11 protein-coding genes and 1 pseudogene are annotated in these 13,957 nt (G+C 75.9%); 8 read left to right on the top strand and 4 right to left on the bottom strand.

All coding sequences use genetic code 11. From position 1 onward, the window contains the following. Positions 1 to 8: 8 nt before the first annotated feature. Both ACN27B_RS06170 and ACN27B_RS06165 read right to left on the bottom strand, forming a co-directional pair. Positions 9 to 236 carry a DUF3107 domain-containing protein gene (locus tag ACN27B_RS06170; protein ID WP_013288692.1) on the bottom strand — a complete coding sequence of 76 codons (228 nt, stop codon included), beginning with the start codon at positions 234 to 236 and terminating at the stop codon, positions 9 to 11. 65 nt (positions 237 to 301) lie between these two features. Next, a complete protein-coding gene (locus tag ACN27B_RS06165) occupies positions 302 to 940 on the bottom strand; it encodes a TetR/AcrR family transcriptional regulator (RefSeq protein ID WP_091569618.1) in 639 nt (212 codons plus the stop codon). A 149-nt stretch (positions 941 to 1,089) separates the two neighbouring features. Here ACN27B_RS06165 and ACN27B_RS06160 point away from each other — a divergent pair, with 149 nt between their 5' ends. The 6 genes and pseudogenes from ACN27B_RS06160 to ACN27B_RS06135 all read left to right on the top strand — a co-directional run. Further along, entirely contained in the window at positions 1,090 to 4,137 is a 3,048-nt protein-coding gene (locus ACN27B_RS06160; protein ID WP_422743850.1) for a hypothetical protein, read from the top strand. A 49-nt stretch (positions 4,138 to 4,186) separates the two neighbouring features. Then, entirely contained in the window at positions 4,187 to 5,218 is a 1,032-nt protein-coding gene (locus ACN27B_RS06155) for an alpha/beta fold hydrolase (RefSeq protein WP_099163603.1), read from the top strand. A 5-nt stretch (positions 5,219 to 5,223) separates the two neighbouring features. Then, positions 5,224 to 6,087 carry a DUF3152 domain-containing protein gene (locus ACN27B_RS06150; RefSeq protein WP_422743848.1) on the top strand — a complete coding sequence of 288 codons (864 nt, stop codon included), beginning with the start codon at positions 5,224 to 5,226 and terminating at the stop codon, positions 6,085 to 6,087. A 76-nt stretch (positions 6,088 to 6,163) separates the two neighbouring features. Beyond that, on the top strand, positions 6,164 to 6,976 hold the full coding sequence (locus tag ACN27B_RS06145) for a DUF3152 domain-containing protein (RefSeq protein ID WP_099163605.1): 813 nt from the start codon (positions 6,164 to 6,166) through the stop codon (positions 6,974 to 6,976). Between the two features lie 41 nt (positions 6,977 to 7,017). Further along, on the top strand, positions 7,018 to 8,265 hold the full coding sequence (gene moeZ / locus ACN27B_RS06140) for an adenylyltransferase/sulfurtransferase MoeZ (protein ID WP_176558987.1): 1,248 nt from the start codon (positions 7,018 to 7,020) through the stop codon (positions 8,263 to 8,265). 72 nt (positions 8,266 to 8,337) lie between these two features. Next, a pseudogene (locus ACN27B_RS06135) lies at positions 8,338 to 9,207 on the top strand (hypothetical protein); the annotation flags it as partial. Positions 9,208 to 9,733: 526 nt separating this feature from the next. Here ACN27B_RS06135 and ACN27B_RS06130 read toward each other — a convergent pair. Beyond that, positions 9,734 to 10,975 carry a glutamate-5-semialdehyde dehydrogenase gene (locus tag ACN27B_RS06130; RefSeq protein WP_396824031.1) on the bottom strand — a complete coding sequence of 414 codons (1,242 nt, stop codon included), beginning with the start codon at positions 10,973 to 10,975 and terminating at the stop codon, positions 9,734 to 9,736. A 65-nt stretch (positions 10,976 to 11,040) separates the two neighbouring features. Next, entirely contained in the window at positions 11,041 to 12,198 is a 1,158-nt protein-coding gene (proB, locus tag ACN27B_RS06125; protein WP_099163608.1) for a glutamate 5-kinase, read from the bottom strand. A 13-nt stretch (positions 12,199 to 12,211) separates the two neighbouring features. On the opposite strand from proB, the gene ACN27B_RS06120 reads away from it, so the two are divergent. After that, complete coding sequence (locus ACN27B_RS06120; protein WP_091569870.1) at positions 12,212 to 12,526, top strand: MGMT family protein; 315 nt, start codon at positions 12,212 to 12,214, stop codon at positions 12,524 to 12,526. A gap of 32 nt (positions 12,527 to 12,558) precedes the next feature. After that, positions 12,559 to 13,917, top strand: a complete 1,359-nt coding sequence (locus tag ACN27B_RS06115) for an MFS transporter (protein WP_422743845.1) — start codon at positions 12,559 to 12,561, stop codon at positions 13,915 to 13,917. Positions 13,918 to 13,957 lie beyond the last annotated feature (40 nt).

Below are 13,957 nucleotides of genomic sequence, written 5' to 3'. Positions count from 1 at the left end.
GCCGGGGATCAGCGGACGGTGAACCCGACCGCGCGGGGCGAGGCCTCCGCGATCTCGACGTAGGCGACCTTGCCGACCGGCACGATGACCCGCCGGCCCTTCTCGTCGGTCAGGGAGAGCGTGCCCTCACTCTTGGCGAAGGCGTCGGTCACGATCTGCTCGATCTCGGCCGGCGACTGCGCGCTCTCCAGGACCAGCTCCCGCGGCGCGTACTGCACGCCGATCTTGACCTCCACTGTGCCTCCTCAACTGGGGCGAAAAAGCCACCGTGGGAAGGCTATCCGATCCGGCGGCCCGATGTTCAGGCTGACTCACCTTGCAGCGGGAAGCTGGCGATGCCACGCCAGGACAGCGCCGCGACCAGCGCCTCGGCCTCCGCCTTGGGCACCTGGCGGCCGCCCGCCAGCCAGAACTGGGCGGCCGTCTCGGCCGCGCCGACCAGCCCGGACGCCAGCAGTTCGGCGTGGAACCGGCTGACCCCGGTGTCCGAGATGATGGTGTCGGTGATCGCCGCGATGCAGCCCTGCTCGACCCGCTCCACCCGCTGCCGCACGGCCGGGTCGTTGCGCAGGTCGGACTCGAAGACGAGCCGGAACGCCTCGCTCTCGTGGTCGACGAAGTCGAAGTAGGCCCGCACCGCCGCGCCGACGCGCTCCTTGTTGTCGTTGGTGCCGCGCATCGCGTCGTGCACCTTCGCGACGATGGCGTCACAGTGCGTGTCCAGCAGCGCCAGGTAGAGCTCCATCTTCCCGGGGAAGTGCTGGTAGAGAACGGGCTTGGAGACACCGGCCCGCTCGGCGATGTCGTCCATCGCGGCGGCGTGGTAGCCCTGCGCGACGAACACCTCCTGAGCAGCGGCGAGCAGCTGCTTGCGGCGCGCCGAGCGGGGCAGGCGGGTGGGCCGGCCGGCGGTCTGTGCACCGTTCCCCACTGCGGTCATGGGAACCTCCGAGTATCTGCGTACGAGCCGGCACGTATCACCCGAACCGGTCCGGGTTCGTGAACCCGTCGCGGAATTGGCCCGCCGCTGTAACTTATCGCCACTGTCACCACACGGTAGCCTCAGCGGGGGCGACCAAGGAGCGCGCGGTGAGTGAAACAGGGCAACCCGGAGCCGCCACCCCGGGAGAGCACGGCGACGGGACGGGCCAGCACGACGACCCGGCCCGCACCGGCGGCGGATGGGCGCCCCCGGCGAACGGCTGGTCCCGGGGCGCGCCCGCGCCCGGTGGCTGGCCCTACGGCGACCTCGGCGGCAGTTGGGCCGCCTCCTCGCCGAGGCACGGTGACCTGCCGGCCCCGCCCGGCCAACCCGCGACCGAGGAGTCGCCGGCCCGGCTCAACGGGCGACACGTCAACGGCGTGCGCCACCCGGGGGAGGAGCCGCCCGTGACCCGCCAGGCGCCGGTGAGCGCCCCGCCGGTGGGCGGCGAGCCACCCCGGGAGACCGACGGTGACCGGCTGGCCGTGCCGGCGCCCCGCCCGGCGCCCGCGATCGAGCAGCAGCCGCCCGGGGTCGACTCCGCCGGCTCCCGGCACGCCTCGGACGAGACGTCCGCCGGCCGGCTCCCCCGCTGGCCCGAGGGCGGCCCGACCTCCGCGCCCCCGGCCCTCCAGGTGCCGCCGGTCGGGGCCGCCGCCTCCGGTTTCGAGGTGCCCCCGGGCTTCCACGCGCCCACCACCGAGCCGGCCCCGTCGCTCTCCCGGGGTTGGGCCGACCGGGCCCCCGGGCAGCCGTCGGTCGCCGATCCCGGTCGGGCCGAGCAGTCGCCCCGCGACCCGGCCGAGCAGCCGCCCCGCCACCCGGCCGAGCACCGACCCGCCGAGGGGCGGGGACCGGCCGCCGAGCCGCGGGCCGCCGCCGAGCACCCGGGCGCGTCCGACCACCGGGCCGCCGCCGATCACCCGGGCGCCGCCGAGCACCGGGGCCCGACCGAGCACCGGGGCGCAGTGCCCGACGACCCGGGCGCGGGCCCGGTCGGCGAGCCGGACTGGTCCGGCCCGTCCTGGAACAGGCCGAGCTGGGGCGACGGCTGGGCCCCGCCGTGGGCCCGCGCCGACGAGCCGGTCGGGCGGCGGGCGGCACGGGACGACGAGCCCGCCGAGCGCCCGGCACGGGACGACGAGCCGGTCGGCCGTCGCGCCGCCCGGGAGGACCGCGCGGCCGAGTGGGCGCCCGAGCCGGTGCGGCCGTACGCGCCGGCCGGCGTCGAGCCGCCCGTCGGCTACGAACCGCCCCGCCCCGAGCCGGTCCGCCCGTACGAGCCGGTGCGCGCGGAGCCGTCCGCCGGCCCGGAACCGGCGCACCCCGAGCCGACCCGGCCGTTCCGCCTGCCCCGGTCCGAACCGGAGCCGCGGCCGGGCTACGAGCCGTCCGCCGAGCGCCCCTCCTGGGCCGGCCCGCCGGTGCCGGTGACCCCGTTCGGCGGGTCCGCGCCCGCCGAGCCGACCAGCGCCCCGCCGGCCTCCCGGGAGGCGCCCACCGGCCCGCCGTCCGCGGCGTACGCGCCCGCGCCGGCCGGTCCACCCCACCCGTCGGCGCCGTCCGGCCCGCCGTCCGCGAGTTACGCGCCCGCGCCGGCCGGTGAGCCGTTCGCCGGCTACCTCTCCGCGCCCGCCGCGCCGCCGTCCGCCGGACCGGCTCCCGTGCCGTCCCCGCGTGCCGCCGGCGAGCCCCCCGCCGACCCCCGGCAACCGCCGGCCGGGTCCGAGCAGTCCGTCGCACCGGCCACCACCCGGCCGGTCTCCGCCGTCCCCGCCACCAGTGGGACGACGCGCTTCGACCCCGCGCCCCACCCGACGAGCGCACCTCCCTACGCGGCCCGCCGGTCCGCCCCCGAGCCGGTGCCGGCCGCCGACGCGGTCGCCGAGCCCCGGTCGGCGGAGTCGCCCCCGGCGGTGCTGCCGCAGCGCGTCCCCGCCGAGCCGGACGTGCCCGTCGTGCCGGAGCCGCCAGCCGTGGAACCGTCCGCCGAGACTCCCGAACTCGCCCGTATCGCCACCCACCTGCGGCGCGACGACGAGCCCGCGCCGCTGCGCGAGCGGCCGGAGGGCTTCGACGTCAACGCCATCCTCGACGCGGTCCGTGAGGTGGCCGGCGTCCGGGACGCCGCGCTCCGGCGTACCCCCGCCGGCGCGCACAGCCTCCGGCTCGACCTGGCCGACGGCGCGGACCCGGCCGAGGTGAGCCGGGTGGTGGCCCGCCTGCTCCAGGAACGGATGGGCCTGGCCGCCGCCCCGCAGAACCTGCCCGGCGCGCCGGCCCTGCCGCCGCCGCCGGTCCGCCGGCGGTCCGCCGCGGCGCGCGTCGCCGAGGGCCGGTCGGTCCCGACGGCCGACCCCCGGTCCGTCACGCCGCAGTCCCGGCCCGTCGACGAGCCGGGTGCGGTGCCGTCCGGGCCGACCGAGGACGACACGTCGGCGCGTACCGGCGTGGTGCGACCCGCCGCCAACCGGCCCGCCGAGAACCGGTCCGGCGAGGGCCGGTTCGGCGGGGTGGAGTCGCGTGCCGGCCGGCCGGCCGACGTGCCCGCGGACGGCGACGAGCCGCCCCGCCGTCGCCGGCAGGCCGCCCACCGGGGTCGGGCCACGGTGGAGGAGACGTCGCTGGCGGCCGCGCCGACCGGCATGTCCACCGGCAGCCCGGTCACGCTGGGCACCTCGTACGCCGGTGGGCAGATGACCACGACGGAGACCGCGCCGTCGCGACCGCTGGACACCGGCGGCGTCCCGGGTCCCCGGGTGGTGATCGAGCACGTCCTGGTGAGCACGTTCGGGCTGGACGCGACCACCGAGGTGCGCCTGATCGCCGGCGACCGCACGGCCGAGGGGCACGCGACCGGGCCGGCCGTCGACGGGTACGTGCTCCGGCTCTGCGCGGTGGCCGCGGCCGCCGCGGTGGACGAGCTGCTCGGCCGGGTCGTCCCGGCCGGTGAGCGCGGGCGGTGCTTCGTCGAGCACGCCGCCGTGGTGCCGTTCGGCAACTGCGAGGTGGCGACCGTGGTGGTGCTGCTGGTCTGCGACGGCTGGGTGGAGCAGTTGGCCGGGTCGGCGCTGGTCGCGGGCGACCCCCGGCAGGCGGTGGTCCGGGCCACCCTCGCCGCGGTGAACCGGCGGTTGGAGGCGTTGCTCGCCTGACAGCCCGGTCGCGGTGTGCGGTCGGGCCGGGGCGGGGAAGACTGGAACCATGAAACGCGCCGAACTCTGGCCGGACCATGTCCTTCCCGCGCACCACGTCCCGCCGCCGTGGCCGGGTCGGCACGTCCGTCTCGACGGGACGCTCGTCCACGTCCGGGACACCCCGGCCACCGCGCCCGGCGCCGAGCCGGCCCTCTACGTGCACGGTCTCGGCGGCTCGGCGCAGAACTGGACCGACCTGGCCGGCCTGCTCGCGGGGCGGCTCGACGGCCAGGCGATCGACCTGCCCGGGTTCGGGCGCAGCGAGCCCGGGCGGCGCTACACCATCCCGGCGTTCGCCGACCGGGTGGTGAGCTGGATCGAGCACAGCGACCGGGGCCCGGTGCACCTGTTCGGCAACTCGCTCGGCGGCGCCGTCGCGGTGCGGGTGGCCGCCCTCCGGCCGGACCTGGTCCGGACGCTCACGCTGATCTCGCCCGCGCTGCCGTTCCTGGACTTCCGGCGTTCGTTGCAGGGGCGGATGCTGCCGTTGCTGGCCATCCCCCGGGGTGAGCGGTTGGCCGCCTGGCGGCTGGCCCAGCTCGCCCCGGAGGTGATGGCCCAGCAGGTGATGGAGTCGTGCGTCGCGGACCTGACCCGGATCAGCGAGCAGCGCCGGCAGGAAGCGATCGACGAGATCCGGATCCGGTACGAGGCGGCCCACTACGCCGCCGCGTACGTCCGGACGTTCCGGGGCCTGGTGGGCAGCTTCCTGCGGTCGTACCTGCCGGGGGCCGGCGCGCTCTGGCGGCAGGCCGCGGCGGTGCGGGTGCCCACGCTGGTGGTGGGTGGCCGGCAGGACCGCCTGGTCGACGTGCGGGTCGCGCCGCAGGCCGCCCGGGTGATCCCGGACAGTCGGCTGCTGCTGCTCGACGGCGTCGGTCACGTGGCCCAGCTGGAGGTGCCCCGGACCGTGGCGCGGGCGGTGCTGGCGCTGCTGGCCGAGGCCGCCACGCCGGCCCCGAACGGGACGGAAGCGCAGGCCAGGGCCATGGTCACCGGAACGGAGGAGAGCGGAACCGGGCGCGACGTGGCAGTCTGAGCCGGATGCCCAGCTCCCGCCGTCCGCGTGCCGCGCGGTCCACGTCTCCTGCCCGCCGATGGCGTTCCGCCGTCGTGGTCTGCGCCTTCGCCGCCGCTGCCGCGGTCGGTGTCGGGGTCGCGTTGCAACTTCCGTCGGCCGGGGCCGAGGTGCTGGTCACGGACGGGTTCGCGGCCCAGCCGCCGGCACCGCCCGTGCCGGCCCCGCCGCCGAGCGTCTCCCCGTCGCCGTCCCCGGCGCCCAGCTCACCGGCGGCGTCCGTGCTGGCTCTGCCCGGCCCGGTGCCGGCGCACGGCCGGGGCAGCTTCGGCTACGACGACCGGACCAGCGGCGTGCTCGGGACGGCCGGGACGCTGCGCCGGTTCCGGGTGGCGGTGGAGAACGGCTCCGGCGAGGACGTCCGCGCCTTCGGTGGGGCGGTGCAGCGGGCCCTGGCCGGGCCGGGGAGCTGGGTGGACGGCGGCCGGTTGCGGTTGCAGCGGGTCGCCCCGGGGGAGCGGTACGACTTCACGATCTATCTGGCCACCCGGGACACGGCGGGCCGGCTGTGCGGGGCGGGTGGGATCGACATCCGCAAGGGCGGGGTGCCGTACACGTCGTGCCGGGTGCCGGGCAAGGTCGTGATCAACCTGGACCGGTGGCGCACGTCCGCCCCGCACCTGGTGGCCGCGCGGATGCCGCTCGACGCCTACCGGCTCTACGTGGTCAACCACGAGGTGGGGCACCAGTTGGGGCACCACCACGAGGCCTGTCCGGGTGCGGGCCGGCCGGCGCCGGTGATGCAGCAGCAGACCCTGTTCCTCGACGGGTGCCGGCCGAACCCGTGGCCGTACCTGGGCGGGAAGCGGTACACCGGTCCGGCGCTCTGAACGCGGTCGTGAGGGATTCTCGCGGCTTGCGCCGCAAAAGCAGCTAAATGCCCGAATTGCGTGGCACGCTGGTGGCATGACGTCGTCGTCCCCTTACGACCCGCCTGCCGCGCCCGAACGACCCGGCCTGCGCCGGATGCGCCGCCGCCGGCGGCGGTCGGTGCTGCTGCTGACCATGATGCTCGCGGCCGGCGGCGGCGCCCTGGGGATCACCCGACTGAGCGAGCCGCCGCGCACCGAGCGGGTCCCGCTCGCCGCCGTGCCGCCGCTCGCCCAGGGCGCCGAGGCCGAGATCCCGGCGGCCCCGACCGGCTATCCCACCGCCGGTCCCGGCACCTTCGCCGTGGCCGAGGGCCGATCGGAGGTACGCGGCCAGGCCGGCCCGCTGCGCCGCTACCGGGTCGAGGTCGAGCAGGGTACGGGTCAGGACGCCGACGAGTTCGCCGCCACCGTGGACGCGGTGCTCGGCGACCCGCGCAGCTGGATCGCCTCCGGGGAGTTGCGGGTGCAGCGGGTGCCCGAGGCGGCCGCCGCCGACTTCACCGTCTACCTGGCTACCCCGGCCACCTCGGAGCGGATGTGCGCCGAGGGCGGGCTGCGCACCGAGCGGTACACGTCCTGCCGGCTGCCCGGCCGGGTGATCCTCAACCTGGCCCGCTGGATGTCGGCGGTCCCCGACTACGGCGCCCCGCTGGAGGTCTACCGGACCTACGTGGTCAACCACGAGGTCGGCCACGAGTTCGGCGAGCTGCACCAGGCCTGTCCCGCGCCCGGCGCCCCCGCGCCGGTGATGCAACAGCAGACGTACGGGCTGGACGGCTGCGTGCCCAACGCCTGGCCGTACGTCGACGGGGTCCGCTACGACGGCGAGCCGACCGACGGCGTCTGAGTTATTCCCGGTCCCGCAGTTCGGGCCAAGTGTCCCTCATCATGGCCGATCCCCACCCGGGCGAGCGACAATGGCGCGGTCCCACCGCCGATCCCGGGGAGTCCACCGTGTCGTTGCCCCCGCTCGTCGAGCCCGCCGCCGAGCTGACCGTAGACGAGATCCGCCGCTACTCGCGCCACCTGATCATCCCGGACGTCGGGGTCGAGGGGCAGAAGCGGCTGAAGAACGCCCGGGTGCTCTGCGTCGGCGCCGGCGGTCTCGGCTCGCCCGCGCTGATGTACCTCGCCGCCGCCGGCGTCGGCACGCTCGGCATCATCGACTTCGACACCGTCGACGAGTCGAACCTCCAGCGCCAGATCATCCACGGCGTCTCCGACGTCGGCCGGTCCAAGGCCGAGTCCGCCGCGGCCTCGATCCGGGAGATCAACCCGCTGGTCAACGTGGAGATCCACAACACCGCGCTGGACCGGGAGAACGTGCGGGACATCTTCTCCCGCTACGACCTGATCGTCGACGGCACCGACAACTTCGCCACCCGCTACATGGTCAACGACGCGGCCGTGCTGCTCGGCAAGCCGTACGTCTGGGGTTCGATCTACCGCTTCGACGGCCAGGCGTCGGTGTTCTGGGCCGAGCACGGCCCCTGCTACCGCTGCCTCTACCCGGAGCCGCCGCCGCCCGGCATGGTCCCCTCCTGCGCCGAGGGCGGCGTGCTCGGCGTGCTCTGCGCGTCCATCGGGTCGATCCAGGTCAACGAGGCGATCAAGCTGCTCGCCGGCATCGGCGAGCCGCTGGTCGGCCGGCTCATGGTCTACGACGCCCTGGAGATGAGCTACCGCAAGATCAAGGTCCGCAAGGACCCGAACTGCGCGCTCTGCGGCGAGAACCCCACGGTCACCGACCTGCTGGAGGACTACGAGGACTTCTGCGGCGCGGTCTCCGAGGAGGCCCAGGAGGCGGTGGTCGACTCGACCATCACCGCCCTGGAGCTGAAGGAGTGGCAGGACGCCGGCAAGGACATCTTCCTGGTCGACGTCCGCGAACCCGCCGAGTACGAGATCGTCCGGATCCCCGGCTCGACGCTGATCCCCAAGGGCGAGATCATCTCCGGCGAGGCGCTGGCGAAGCTCCCGCAGGACCGGCAGATCGTGCTGCACTGCAAGTCGGGCGTCCGGTCCGCCGAGGCGCTCGCCGCGCTCAAGGCGGCCGGGTTCAAGGACGCCGTGCACGTGCAGGGCGGTGTGCTGTCCTGGGTCAAGCAGATCGACCCGTCGCTGCCCGCGTACTGACGTCGATGTCCCGAGGGCCCTTCCGGTGCGCCGGAAGGGCCCTCGGCGTGTCACCGGTGGGCCGGGCCACCTCTGACCGAGCTACCGAGGCGTAACCGCGTCGGCGCAGGTAGCGTCGCCTGCGTGGTGGATCTGGAAGCGGCGATCGGGTTCGTCGTGGCGCACGGGGACGCGGTGGACCGCGCCCGGTTGTCGCGGCTGCGCACCGGCGCGCCGGTGCCGCCGGAACTGCTCGACGCGGCGGAGTCCGGCCAGGCCGTCGGCGGCGGCTGGCCCGCCGTGCTCGACGGCGAGGTGGCGTCCGTCGACGCAACCTGCTTCCGGCTGTCCGAGCTGGACGACCTGGGCGCGCTCGGCCGTCCCGCCGCCCGACACGCGCTCGACTGGCTGGCCGTCCGCCAGCTCGCCGACGGGGGCTGGGACGAGCACCCGTCGCTGGCCGGGTTCGCGCCGGAGTGGGCCACGCCCGGCGATCCCGAGGCCCGGTTCTACCTGACCGCGAACGCCGGGTTCTGGCTCACCGTGGCCGGGCTCGACGCCCGCGCCGCCGGCCCGCTCGACCACCGCGTCGGCGGGGCGTACGCCGGGGTGGTCCAGGCGGCGGCCCAGGCGCTGGCCGGGCGGCTCGCGGCGGACGGGAGCTGGCCGTCGTTCCTGCCGGCCGGCTGGCTGGCCGCGGCCGTGCTGCACCGCCAGCAGATGTACTACGAGTCGGCCCGGATCCAGGCCGTGCTCGCCGACCGGATCCCCGGCATGTCCCCGGCCGACGTGGCCTGGCTCGCCGCCACGCTGCGGCGGGTGGAGGTGGGCGAGGAGCAGTGGCTGCTGGTGTCGGCGCGGCGGCGGTTGGCCGAGACCCAGCGCAGCGACGGCGGCTGGGACAGCGACGACGGCCACCAGTTCGACGTGCACACCACGCTGCGCGCGATCCGGGCCTGCCGCCCGAGCGCCCCCGAGGCGCCGGTGTCCGGCGCGCCGTTCGTGGTGCCGCGCATCGTCGCGCTGCCGGCCGCGCCGGCCCCGCGTACCGCCCCCGACGCGTCCTCCGCCCACGCCCCGCGTTCCGCCCCCGACAGGTCCTCCGGTGCCGCGCCCGACCTGCACACAGGCTTCGTTCCAGGTTCGCCCCCGGCCCTCGTCGCAGATCCGACCTCGCTCCCCGTCTCGGCCCCCGCTTCGCTCGCCGGGCACCCGGTCTCACCCGCGCCGCCCGTCGATCATGGAGTTGTGGCGCCCAGCATGTCGGATTGACCCCGTTGTCCGAGGTGCCACAACGCCAAGATCGACGAAAAGGCGGGCGGGAGTGCGGGAGTTCCGGGAAGGGGCGCCGCGACAATGCCCCACGCCGGACCGCGCGCCGGATCTTGGAAGGAAGTGGCCCTTCTGAGGGCCGTTTCCTTCCAAGATCTCGTGCGAGGTGTGGTGGGTGACGAGGACGTGGGCGGGCGGACGCGGAGCCGTGGGCGGATCAGCGGACGTGGCCGTCGCCGGTGACCACGTACTTGGTGCTGGTCAGCTCCGGCAGGCCCATCGGCCCGCGGGCGTGCAGCTTCTGCGTCGAGATGCCGATCTCGGCGCCGAAGCCGAACTCGCCGCCGTCGGTGAAGCGGGTCGACGCGTTGACCATGACCGCGGCGGCGTCCACCCGGGCCACGAACTCCCGGGCCGTCCGCTGCGAGTCGGTGACGATGGCCTCGGTGTGGCCGGTGCCGTACCGGCGGATGTGCGCGACCGCGTCGTCCAGGGAGTCGACCACGGCGACCGAGATGTCGGCCGAGAGGTATTCGGTGGCGAAGTCCTCGTCGGTCGCCGCGACCACCCCGGCGGAGTGCGCGGCGACCTCGGGGGTGCCGTGGACGGTCACGCCGGCCTCGGCGAAGGCGGCCAGCACGACCGGCAGGAAGACGTCCGCGACGGCGCGGTGGACCAGCAGCGACTCGGCCGTGTTGCAGGTGGACAGCCGCTGCGTCTTGGCGTTCAGCGTGACCGCCAGCGCCTTGTCGAGGTCGGCGGCGGCGTCCACGTACACGTGGCAGTTGCCCACGCCGGTCTCGATCACCGGCACCGTCGACTCCTCGACCACGGCGCGGATCAGCGACGCGCCACCGCGCGGGATCAGCACGTCGACCAGGCCCCGGGCGCGCATCAGCTCCTTGACCGAGTCGCGCGAGGAGGAGTCGAGCAGTTGCACCGCGTCCGCCGGCAGGCCGGCGCCGGCGACCGCGTCGCGGAGCACCTCGACCAGGGCGGCGTTGGAGTGCGCCGCCGAGGAGGAGCCGCGCAGCAGCGCCGCGTTGCCCGACTTCAGGCAGATGCCGGCGGCGTCGACGGTCACGTTAGGCCGGCCCTCGTAGACGATGCCGACCACCCCGAACGGCACCCGGACCTGACGCAGCTCCAGCCCGTTCGGCAGGGTCGAGCCGCGCACCACCGCACCGACCGGGTCGGGCAGCGCGGCCATCTCGCGCAGCGCGTCGGCGATGGCGGCCACCCGGCCCCCGTCGAGGGCGAGCCGGTCCAGCACGGCCGCGGACAACCCGGCGTCGCGCCCGGCCGCCAGGTCCGTCGCGTTCGCCGCCAGGATCTCCGGGGTACGCGCCACGAGCGCGTCGGCCATCGCGTGCAGCGCGGCGTCCTTGACCGTACGGGTGGCCGTGGCCAGGACCTCCGCCGCGTCCCGGGCCCGGCGGGCCTGCTCGACGACGCTCATCTGCGCTCCTCAGGTGTTAGGAGGGGCCCCTTGTTATGCAGAATGCGTTAACAAGGGGCCCCTGCTTACAGCAAAACGAGGTCGTCGCGGTGGACGACCTCACGTTCGTAGGCCGGGCCGAGCGCCGCGGCCAGCTCCGAGGTGGAGCGCCCGAGCAGGCCGGGCAGTTCCACCGCGTCGTAGTTGACCAGGCCCCGGGCCACCGGCGCGCCGGCGGTGTCGACCAGGTCCACCGGGTCGCCGGCGGTGAACGCGCCGTCCACCGCGGTGATCCCGGCCGGCAGCAGCGACTTGCGCCGGCCGACCACGGCCTGCACCGCGCCGGGGTCGAGGTGGAGCCGGCCGCGGGGCGCGGTGGCGTGCGCCAGCCAGAAGAGCCGGGCGGCGGGCCGCCGGGCGCTCGGGTGGAAGTAGGTGCCGACGGGCTCGCCGGCCAGCGCCGCCCCGGCCAGCGGCGCGGCGGTGAGCACCACCGGGATCCCGAAGCCGGTGGCGATCCGCGCCGCCTCGACCTTGGTCACCATGCCGCCGGTGCCCACCCCGGCCCGGCCGGCCCCACCCACGTCGACGCCGGCCAGGTCACCCTCGCCGCGCACCTCGGTGATGCGGGTGCTGCCCGCGCGGGCGGGGTCGCCGGTCCAGAGCGCGTCGACGTCGGAGAGCAGCACCAGCAGGTCGGCGTCGACCAGCGCGGCGACCAGCGCGGCGAGGCGGTCGTTGTCGCCGAACCGGATCTCCTCGGTCGCCACCGTGTCGTTCTCGTTGACGATCGGCACGGCCCGCAGGTCGAGCAGTTTGCGCAGGGTCCGGTACGCGTTGCGGTAGTGCGCCCGCCGGGTCACGTCGTCGACGGTGAGCAGCACCTGCCCGACGGTGTGCCCGTGCCGGGCGAACGCGGCCGCGTACCGCCCGATGAGCAGGCCCTGGCCGACGCTGGCGGCGGCCTGCTGGGTGGCCAGGTCGCGCGGGCGCCGGGGCAGCCGCAGCGGCGCGAGGCCGGCGGCGATCGCGCCGGAGGAGACCAGCACGACCTCGCGACCGGCGGCGGCGAGCGCGCCGAGCGTGTCGACGAGCGCGTCGACCCGGGCGTCGTCCAGCCCGCCCGTCGCGGTGGTCAGCGAGGACGAACCGATCTTGACCACGATCCGGCGGGCCGAGGTGACTGCTTCACGCACCCGACCATTCTGCGCGCTGCGCCCGGAGGGACCGTGGCGCGTTCCCATATCGTGGCAGCTCGTGACACCTGACGAATACGTCGAGGCGGTGCTGACGCTGGTCGAGCGGATCCCGCCGGGCCGGGCCATGTCCTACGGGGCGGTGGCCGACGCGCTGGCGGAGCGCTCCGGGCGGGCGTCGGCGCGGCTGGTCGGCTCGATCATGGCCCGGCACGGTGGCGGGGTGCCGTGGCACCGGGTGGTGAACGCGGCCGGCCGGCTCCCGCCGGGACACGAGCGGGAGGCCCGGGCCCGGCTGCGCGCGGAGGGCTGCCCGTTGCGCGGGGACCGGGTGGACCTGGCGGCGGCCGCCTGGTCGCCGGAGGAGGGGATGTGACCGCGACCATAACGTGAGTAGCATTCGGCTCCATGACAGCTTCGGGCCTGCCCCGCCGGGTGCACCTCGGATACGCGCTGGGCTCCCTGGCCACCGGCGCGTTCGGCACCGTGCCCGGGCTGCTCCTGCTGCCGTACCTCACCGACACCCTGGGCGTGGCGGCCGGGCTGGCCGCGCTGCTGGTGCTCCTGCCGAAGGCGTGGGACGTGCTGGTCAACCCGGTGGCCGGGCGGATCTCCGACCGGACCCGCTCCCGCTGGGGCGCCCGCCGGCCCTACCTGCTCGGCGGTGGGCTCGCCCTGGCGGTGCTGTTCGCCGCGATCTTCGCCGCGCCGTTCGGGAACGGTCCGGCCGCCGCCGGGTACGTCGCGCTCGCCTTCCTGGCCGCCGCGACCGCCTTCGCGTTCTTCCAGGTGCCCTACGTGGCCATGCCGGCCGAGCTGACCGCCGACCCGGCGGAGCGTACCCGCCTCATGACCTGGCGGATCGCGGTGCTGGCACTGGCCATCCTGGTCTCCGGTGCGGTGGCCCCGGCGGTGGTCGCCGCGGGCGGCGACGGCCTGCCGGGCCACCGCTGGATGGGCCTGTTCGTGGCCGCGCTGATCGTGGCCGGCGCGGTCGGCGCGTTCCTCGGCACCCGGTCCGCCCCGGCCGCGACGGTGGGGGAGAGCGAGCCGAGCCTGCGTGCGCAGCTCGCGGTCGCCGGCCGCAACCGGCCGTTCCGGGTGCTGCTGATCTGTTTCGTGATCCAGTCCGCCGGGGTGGCCACCGTGCTGGCCGGCGTCAAGTACTTCGCCGACCAGGTGCTGCGCGCGCCGGACAGCGGCCCGACGCTGCTCTTCGCCTGCTTCGTCGCGCCGGCGCTGCTGGTCATGCCGCTCTGGAGCCGGGCCGGCGCCCGGCTCGGCAAGCGGGCGTCGTTGGTCGCCGCGTCGCTGCTCTTCGCCGCCGGGGCGCTCACCCTGGTGGCCGCGCCCGCGCTGCCGGCCGCCGGAGCGTACGCGGTGGTGGCGGTGATCGGCGTCGGGTACGCCGGCCAGCAGGTCTTCGCGCTGGCCATGCTGCCGGACTGCATCGCCTACGACACCGCGCGCACCGGGCGGCGGCAGGCCGGGGTGTTCACCGGGCTGTGGACCGCCGGGGAGACGTTCGGACTGGCCCTGGGGCCGGGCATCTACGGCCTGGTGCTCCAGCTCTCCGGCTACGTCTCGTCGTCGACCGGGGTGGCGGCGGCCCAGCCGGCCAGCGCCCGGCTCGGCGTGCTGCTCGGCTTCACCGTGCTGCCGGCCCTGCTCGTCGCCGCCCCGGTGGTGCTTTTGCGCGGCTACACGCTGACCCCCGCGCACCTGACCGGCGCGTCCGGCGCCGTCCCGCCGACCGTGCGCGCGTGAGCCACCACGTCCCACCCGCCGCCGCGGACCGTCACGAGAG

The sequence above is a fragment of the Micromonospora sp. WMMD754 genome, assembly GCF_049315235.1.
GTDB classification, from domain to species: domain Bacteria; phylum Actinomycetota; class Actinomycetes; order Mycobacteriales; family Micromonosporaceae; genus Micromonospora; species Micromonospora sediminicola.
The sequence above is the reverse complement of the archived record's forward strand: the minus strand, read 5'-3'. Positions and strand labels throughout refer to the sequence as shown.

Excerpts from the sequence above, each read along its gene's own strand:
- ACN27B_RS06145 (WP_099163605.1), top strand. The coding sequence starts at position 6,164 with ATGACGTCGTCGTCCCCTTACGACCCGCCTGCCGCGCCCGAACGACCC.
- ACN27B_RS06150 (WP_422743848.1), top strand. The coding sequence starts at position 5,224 with ATGCCCAGCTCCCGCCGTCCGCGTGCCGCGCGGTCCACGTCTCCTGCC.
- moeZ (WP_176558987.1), top strand. The coding sequence starts at position 7,018 with ATGGCCGATCCCCACCCGGGCGAGCGACAATGGCGCGGTCCCACCGCC.
- ACN27B_RS06155 (WP_099163603.1), top strand. The coding sequence starts at position 4,187 with ATGAAACGCGCCGAACTCTGGCCGGACCATGTCCTTCCCGCGCACCAC.
- ACN27B_RS06115 (WP_422743845.1), top strand. The coding sequence starts at position 12,559 with ATGACAGCTTCGGGCCTGCCCCGCCGGGTGCACCTCGGATACGCGCTG.
- ACN27B_RS06165 (WP_091569618.1), bottom strand. The coding sequence starts at position 940 with ATGACCGCAGTGGGGAACGGTGCACAGACCGCCGGCCGGCCCACCCGC.
- proB (WP_099163608.1), bottom strand. The coding sequence starts at position 12,198 with ATGGGAACGCGCCACGGTCCCTCCGGGCGCAGCGCGCAGAATGGTCGG.
- ACN27B_RS06130 (WP_396824031.1), bottom strand. The coding sequence starts at position 10,975 with ATGAGCGTCGTCGAGCAGGCCCGCCGGGCCCGGGACGCGGCGGAGGTC.